At 72.0% G+C, this 6,408-nt stretch carries 7 protein-coding genes; 4 read left to right on the top strand and 3 right to left on the bottom strand.

Annotated elements, in window-relative coordinates:
• Positions 1 to 213 precede the first annotated feature (213 nt).
• Both alr and ACFTZL_RS38975 read right to left on the bottom strand, forming a co-directional pair.
• A complete protein-coding gene (gene alr, locus ACFTZL_RS38980) occupies positions 214 to 1,383 on the bottom strand; it encodes an alanine racemase (RefSeq protein ID WP_382593447.1) in 1,170 nt (389 codons plus the stop codon).
• Positions 1,384 to 1,596: 213 nt separating this feature from the next.
• Positions 1,597 to 3,045 carry an NAD(P)H-hydrate dehydratase gene (locus ACFTZL_RS38975; protein WP_382593444.1) on the bottom strand — a complete coding sequence of 483 codons (1,449 nt, stop codon included), beginning with the start codon at positions 3,043 to 3,045 and terminating at the stop codon, positions 1,597 to 1,599.
• Positions 3,046 to 3,290: 245 nt separating this feature from the next.
• On the opposite strand from ACFTZL_RS38975, the gene ACFTZL_RS38970 reads away from it, so the two are divergent.
• Both ACFTZL_RS38970 and ACFTZL_RS38965 read left to right on the top strand, forming a co-directional pair.
• Positions 3,291 to 4,445, top strand: coding sequence for a hypothetical protein (locus tag ACFTZL_RS38970; RefSeq protein WP_382593441.1), 1,155 nt, complete (start codon positions 3,291 to 3,293; stop codon positions 4,443 to 4,445).
• Between the two features lie 126 nt (positions 4,446 to 4,571).
• The gene (locus ACFTZL_RS38965) at positions 4,572 to 4,844 is read left to right on the top strand and encodes a hypothetical protein (protein ID WP_382593439.1); all 273 of its coding nucleotides are present in this window, start codon (positions 4,572 to 4,574) and stop codon (positions 4,842 to 4,844) included.
• A 31-nt stretch (positions 4,845 to 4,875) separates the two neighbouring features.
• Here the strand turns inward: ACFTZL_RS38965 and ACFTZL_RS38960 are convergent, their stop codons facing one another.
• Positions 4,876 to 5,247 (bottom strand): holo-ACP synthase, encoded by a 372-nt coding sequence (locus tag ACFTZL_RS38960; RefSeq protein ID WP_382593436.1) that lies wholly within the window; start codon positions 5,245 to 5,247, stop codon positions 4,876 to 4,878.
• Positions 5,248 to 5,558: 311 nt separating this feature from the next.
• Between ACFTZL_RS38960 and ACFTZL_RS38955 the strand changes: the two genes are divergently transcribed.
• Both ACFTZL_RS38955 and ACFTZL_RS38950 read left to right on the top strand, forming a co-directional pair.
• Positions 5,559 to 5,957: a hypothetical protein gene (locus tag ACFTZL_RS38955; RefSeq protein WP_382593433.1), complete on the top strand. Its 399-nt coding sequence runs from the start codon at positions 5,559 to 5,561 to the stop codon at positions 5,955 to 5,957.
• A gap of 47 nt (positions 5,958 to 6,004) precedes the next feature.
• Positions 6,005 to 6,352 carry a hypothetical protein gene (locus ACFTZL_RS38950; RefSeq protein ID WP_382593430.1) on the top strand — a complete coding sequence of 116 codons (348 nt, stop codon included), beginning with the start codon at positions 6,005 to 6,007 and terminating at the stop codon, positions 6,350 to 6,352.
• Positions 6,353 to 6,408: the final 56 nt, after the last annotated feature.

Below are 6,408 nucleotides of genomic sequence, written 5' to 3'. Positions count from 1 at the left end.
CCCGGCGCCAGCCTCCCGCCGCCCCCGCGGCGGAGGCCGCGACGGCCGCGGAGGCGGCGTTCGCGACGGCCTCCGCACTGCTCTCGCTCACGTACCGCTCCTCTTCGCCGGGGTGCTGATCAGGTTCGTTCTCATGAACGGTGGGGTGATGCCGTTGGTGCCCCTGTTACCAGGGTGCCTGTTGTTTCTCGTGTGACGGGCTCCCTGTGCGAGTTACCCGTCCTGTTCCTCATTCACATAGACGCGAGGAACGCGCGTTCCGATCCGCGTCACGATCTCGTATGCGATGGTTCCGGCCGCCTGGGCCCAGTCCTCGGCGGTGGGCTCACCGCGGTCCCCGGGCCCGAAGAGCACCGCCTCGGCGCCCGCCGCGGGTTCGTCGCCGCCCAGGTCCACTACGAACTGGTCCATGGCGACCCGTCCCGCGATCGTGCGCCATTTGCCTTCGACCAGGACCGGTCCGGCCGAGGAGGCGTGCCGCGGGATGCCGTCCGCGTAGCCGAGCGGGACGAGGCCGAGGGTGGTCTCGCCGGGGGTCACGTACCGGTGGCCGTAGCTGACCCCGTGCCCGCCCGGTACGTGCTTGACCAGGGCGAGCGAGGCGGACAGCGTCATCACCGGGCGCAGCCCGAAGTCGGCCGAAGTGCCGAGCTCGGGGCTGGGCGAGATGCCGTAGGTGGCGATGCCGGTGCGGACCAGGTCGAAATGGCTCTCGGGGAGGGTGAGCGTGGCCGGCGAGTTGGCGATGTGCCGGACCTCGGGCCGGGCGCCCCGCTCCTCGGCGTACGCGACCATCTCCCGGAAGAGGGCGAGCTGGGCGGCGATGGAAGGGTGGCCGGGCTCGTCGGCACAGGCGAGGTGCGACCACAGCCCCGTGACACGCAGGAGTCCCTCGGCCTCGGCGCGCAGGGCCGCGTGGACGAGTCCGGCCCAGTCGTCGCCGGGCTGGCAGCCGTTGCGCCCGAGCCCGGTGTCGGCCTTGAGCTGCACCCGCGCGGGCCGACCGGCGAGCCGGGCCGCCGCGGTGACCTCGTCCAGGGCCCACATCGCGCTGACGGACACGTCGAGGTCGGCCTCGATCGCCTCGCGCCAGGGCCCGCCGGGCGTCCACAGCCAGCACATGATGCGGCCCGGCAGCCCGGCGGCCCGCAGGGCGAGGGCCTCCTCGGGCGTGGCGGTGCCCAGCCAGTCCGCTCCCGCGGCGACGGCGGCGCGGGCACACGGCACAGCCCCGTGGCCGTACGCCTCGGACTTCACCACGGACATCAGGGCCGCGCCCGGCGCGTGGGCACGCAGGGCCCGCACATTGGCCCGCAGGGCGGCCAGGTCGATCTCGGCGCGGGCCCGCAAGGGCGCGGTCCACGGGGCTGTTCTCTCGCTCATCGCGAACAGTGTCTCAGAGCGGCCTGACACTGCCGGGGCAGCGGCCCCGCAATGTCAGCCCGTCCGGCGCTCGAGGACGAGGCCGTCCAGGCCGAAAGCGGGGGCCTGGGGGCGGCAGCCCCCGGACCCGGGACGGGAAGGGGCGCAGGGGGCGACCCACCTCTACAGCAGCCCCACCTCTACAGCAGCCCCCAACCACCCGCACCCGCTCCCTCACCCAAGAACATTCCGCCACGCCACCGGAACCGCATCCGCCACATCATGCGCCCCCACCGGCGCCCCGTCCGCCGCCAGCCTCCCGGCGAGCCCGTGCACATACGCCCCCACACTCCCCGCGTCCACCGCGCAGAGCCCCGCCGCCAGCAACGACCCCGCCAGCCCGGACAGCACGTCCCCGCTCCCCGCCGTGGCCAGCCAGGACGTCCCTGTCGGATTCACCCGCACCGCGCCGCCCCCCGAGTCGGCGACCAGCGTCGTGGACCCCTTCAGCAGCACGGTCGCCCCGTACCGCCCCGCCAGCTCCCGCACCGCCGCCAGCCGGGCCCCCTCGACCTCCCCCCGCTCCACGCCGAGCAGCGCCGCGGCCTCCCCGGCATGCGGCGTCATCAGCGTCGGCGCCCTCCGCCCCCGTACGACCTCCGCGTCGGCCAGCCGCAACCCGTCCGCGTCGATCAGCACCGGCACGTCCGCCGCCAGCACCTCCCCCACCGTCACCGCGTCGTCCCCGGCCCCCGGCCCGACGACCCACGCCTGCACCCGCCCGGCGTGCTTCGGCCCCCGGTCCGACACGAGCGTCTCGGGAAACCGTGCGATGACGGCGTCCCCGGCCGGCCCGACGTACCGCACGGCCCCGGCCCCGCCCCGCAACGCCCCCGAGACGGCGAGTACGGCTGCGCCCGGGTAGCGCGCGGACCCGGCGGCGATCCCGACGACACCCCGCCGGTACTTGTCGCTCTCGGCCCGGGGCACCGGCAGCAGCCGCGCCACGTCCGCGTGCTGCAACGCCTCCAGCTCCGGCTCGACCGGCAGCTCGAGGCCGATGTCGACCAGCCGCACCGACCCGGCGTACTCCCGCGCCGGATCGATCAGCAGGCCCGGCTTGTGCGTCCCGAACGTCACCGTCAGATCGGCCCGGACCGCGACGCCGCGCACCTGCCCGGTGTCGACGTCGACCCCGCTCGGCAGATCGACGGCGACCACGGCGCCCCGCGTCCGCCCGGCGGCGGCGGCCAGCGGCACGGCGTCCGGCCGCAGCCCGCCCTTCCCGCCGATCCCGACGATGCCGTCGAGGACGAGGTCCGCCCGCTCGATCAACTCCTCGACGCCACCGCCGCCCACGGCCTCCCCCGCGTCCACGGCACGCCCCCCGGCCCGTCGCAACGCCGCGAGCCCCGCCGCATGCGCACGCTCCGGCGCGAGCAGCACGGCGGTGACCCCGGCCCCGCGCCGGGCCAGCCGGGCACCGGCGTACAGCGCGTCACCGCCGTTGTCACCGCTCCCGACCAGCAGCACGACCCGGCTGCCGTACACCCGCCCGAGCAGGTCGGCGCAGGCGGCGGCGAGTCCGGCGGCGGCGCGTTGCATCAGCGCCCCCTCCGGCAGCCGCGCCATCAGCTCCCGTTCGGCGGTCCTGACCGTCTCCACGCTGTACGCACTCCGCATGCGGTCGAGTTTCCCGTACGACCGCCCGGCCACTCCCGCGCAACTCGCGCAACCGCGAACCGTCGCACCACCCGCGCAAGCCCGAACCGTCCCGCGTCCCGCGCGACCGCGAACCGTGCCGCATCTCGCCCAACTGGGAGCCCTGCCACGCTTATTGACGCTTTGCCGACCCTTTGCCAGACTCACCGCCCGCAGGCTCAGAAAGCGCTTGCACACCCCCCACGTCCGACGAAACCGAGGCCCCCATGGGACGCAGATCCGCCTTCCTCGCCGCCGCCGGTGCCACCGCCCTCCTCACCGCCGCCGGCACCCTGACCGCTCCCGCCACCGCCGCCCCCACGCGAGCGGCGGCCTGCGGAGACGGCTCCTACCAGGCCGAGGCCGTGCAGAACGGCGCCAACTGGACCGCCCGGCGCGGCAGCAGCACGGTCTACACCGGCACCGATATGCGCGCCGCCGTCCAGGCCGCCGTCAACAGCCTCACATCGGGCCGGACTTCGAAGGAGCGGGTCGTGGTCCGCGGCTCGGGTTCGATCTCGGCGGGCTCGCGCATCTCCCTCCCGAGCTACACCGTCCTCGACGTCTGCGGCACCATCAACGTCACCGGCAGCGGCTCGGGCGACCAGGCGCCGGTCTACTCCCGCGGCACGCGCGACATCGAGGTGCAGAACCTCAAGCTCACCGGCACCCCGCTCTACGGCATCTTCCTGCGCAACGTCCAGAACGTGGTGCTCGGCCAGATCGACATGCGCCTCTCCCGCGGTCTGGGCGTCCGTATCGACAACCGCGGCGACACCAGCCAGTGGACGCGCAACGTCCGCATCGACAACGTCTACGTCTCCGGCGCGTCCAGCCACGCCGTCGAGACCTACGGCGTCGACGGCCTCACCATCGGCACGGTCACCGCCCGCAACGTGGGCGAGTCCGGCCTGCTGCTCAACCAGACCATCAACGCCAACGTCACCAAGGTCGACGCGGAGAACGCGGGCACGGGCACCGGCTACGCGGCCTTCCGCATGGCCAACCGCAACGGCCGGGTCGGCAGCGGCTACCCCACCAACATCCGCGTCGGCGAGGTCATCGCCCGTGGTGGCGGACGCGGCGTGTTCTGCGTCTCGGAGAGCGGCGGGGCGACGATCAACAAGGTGACGCTTTCGAACACCGGCAACAACTCGGTCCTGATCGAGAACTGCTACAACGTCAGTCTGGCGGCCCAGAGCGGCACGATCACGGGCGGCGGTGAACTGCGCCTCGCCGCCCGCTCGGAGTTCCCCAACAACAAGGACATCACCGTCCAGAACCTGACGGTCACCAACTCGGCCATCAGGGAAAGCCCGTGCGGCGAGAACACGACGTTCCGCAACATCACGCGGGTGAACACCAGCCAGTCGATCTGCTGAACGACACGCGCCCCCAGGCCCCCGCCCGGCCCGGCGGGGGCTCGACAGGCCCCTCTCCCCCACTCCCCCGCTCCGGCGGTACGATGAGCGCAGGATTTGAACTCGTTCAAAATGGGGGACCGAAGCATGACCGACGCGACCACACCCGAGGGAACCGACACACCCGCCGTCGCCCTGGGCCCCACGGCACTCGTCCTCGGCGCCTTCTCCGCCGCGGGCACCTGGGCGTTCCTCATCCCCTGGACGGTGATCGCCGGCGCCCTCGCCGTCACCTTCGGCACCATGGGCATGCACTACGCCCGTCAGGGCATGGGCCGCATGTGGACCTCGGTGGCAGGCACGGCACTCGGCGCCCTGGGCTTCATCGGCACGGTCGTACTCATCGGGGGCATGTACTGACCGGGGAGCGGACCGCCGGCGCAGCCCCCGGTCACCCCTCCGCGATCACCACCGCCGAGGCCACCCCCGCGTCGTGACTGAGCGACACATGCCAGGATCGCACCCCGAGTTCGGCGGCCCGCGCGGCGACACTCCCGCTCACCCGCAGCCGGGGCTGCCCGCTGTCCTCCACATACACCTCCGCGTCGGTCCAGAGCAGCCCGGCCGGAGCCCCGAGCGCCTTGGCCAACGCCTCCTTGGCGGCAAATCGCGCAGCGAGCGAGGCAACTCCGCGCCGCTCCCCGCTGGGCAGCAGCAACTCCCCCTCCACGAAAAGCCGCTCGGCCATCGCGGGCGTCCGCTCCAGCGACGCCGCGAACCGGTCGATCTCCGCCACGTCGATCCCCACACCGATGATGCTCATGCCGAGCACCCTACGGTCAGCACCCGCCCCCTTCGGTCGGCCCGCTCCCGGCGATTCCACACGGCGGCACGCTGTATATCAACACGCAAACCTCCACAACATCGCCGCAGCTCACGCACATGATCCACCCCTCACTTTCGTTCGCAGAAATGAAGGTCAAGGGCACGACGAGTCTGGTACGGTCCGATTCCGGATCAGGGGCGTGCGACCACACGACCCGAACTCCGCCGCAGCACACGGCGAGTTGGGCCGACTTCGTGGCGCACGAACGGGGCCCTGACCGCACCAACACGGGGAAAGCGAAGCACCACATGACGCGCAGGATTCGTACGTCCGCCGCCGCCGGCATCGCCGCTCTGGCACTCGTCTCTCTCACCGGCGGAACCGCCCAGGCGAGCAACACCGCCGCTTCCGGCAAGTGGATCTACCTGGATTCCATCAAGTGCAACGACACCGAGGACTGGAACCAGGACGAGCTCCGGATCGAGGTCAACGGGAAGAACATCCTCACCGAGTTCTTCGACCCGGGTGACAAGGTCTCCATCCACCAGTACGTCCACACCAACAAGGCGACCATCAAGCTCATCGAGCAGGACGGTCCCGACCCCGACGACGTCATCGGCAAGCACACCGTGAGCAGCGGCAGCGGCACGCTGAAGTTCACCAACGGCGCCAACTACACGCTGAAGTACAAGTGGGGCCACTCCTGACCGGCGCACCACTGCACACAACCGCACATCACGGGGAGAACGCACCAATGAAGTTCACGTCTCTGGGAACCGCCGCCACCGCCGCGGTCCTCTTCGCCACGGCCCTCACCGGCACCGTCGCCACCGCCGGTACCGCCGCCGCGGCCCCGCCGAAGGACTGCAGCAAGGCGATCGTCAACGTCAAGGCCAAGCAGACCGTCAACGTCCGCACCTCGCCGAAGACGTCCGCCACGGCCCTCGGGATATGGGGCAAGGGCAAGAAGGGCGGGATCTGCAACGACGGCAAGGCCTACAAGGGCGGCTCGTACAAGGCCTGCGGCGTGAAGAGCAACATGTGGTACTACGGCGGCGACAAGGTGAACGGCTGGGTCCCGAAGACCTGCATCAACTGGTGACCGCCTGACCGGCTGACCACTGATCGGCCGATGAAGGGGCGAACGGCACTCAGCCG

The organism is Streptomyces sp. NPDC056948 (assembly GCF_042674225.1).
Lineage (GTDB): Bacteria > Actinomycetota > Actinomycetes > Streptomycetales > Streptomycetaceae > Streptomyces > Streptomyces purpurascens.
The sequence above is the reverse complement of the archived record's forward strand: the minus strand, read 5'-3'. Positions and strand labels throughout refer to the sequence as shown.

What these genes read in the sequence shown, in the direction of transcription:
- alr (WP_382593447.1), bottom strand. Translation starts at nt 1,383, where the DNA reads ATGAGCGAGAGAACAGCCCCGTGGACCGCGCCCTTGCGGGCCCGCGCC.
- ACFTZL_RS38975 (WP_382593444.1), bottom strand. Translation starts at nt 3,045, where the DNA reads ATGCGGAGTGCGTACAGCGTGGAGACGGTCAGGACCGCCGAACGGGAG.
- ACFTZL_RS38970 (WP_382593441.1), top strand. Translation starts at nt 3,291, where the DNA reads ATGGGACGCAGATCCGCCTTCCTCGCCGCCGCCGGTGCCACCGCCCTC.
- ACFTZL_RS38965 (WP_382593439.1), top strand. Translation starts at nt 4,572, where the DNA reads ATGACCGACGCGACCACACCCGAGGGAACCGACACACCCGCCGTCGCC.
- ACFTZL_RS38960 (WP_382593436.1), bottom strand. Translation starts at nt 5,247, where the DNA reads ATGAGCATCATCGGTGTGGGGATCGACGTGGCGGAGATCGACCGGTTC.
- ACFTZL_RS38955 (WP_382593433.1), top strand. Translation starts at nt 5,559, where the DNA reads ATGACGCGCAGGATTCGTACGTCCGCCGCCGCCGGCATCGCCGCTCTG.
- ACFTZL_RS38950 (WP_382593430.1), top strand. Translation starts at nt 6,005, where the DNA reads ATGAAGTTCACGTCTCTGGGAACCGCCGCCACCGCCGCGGTCCTCTTC.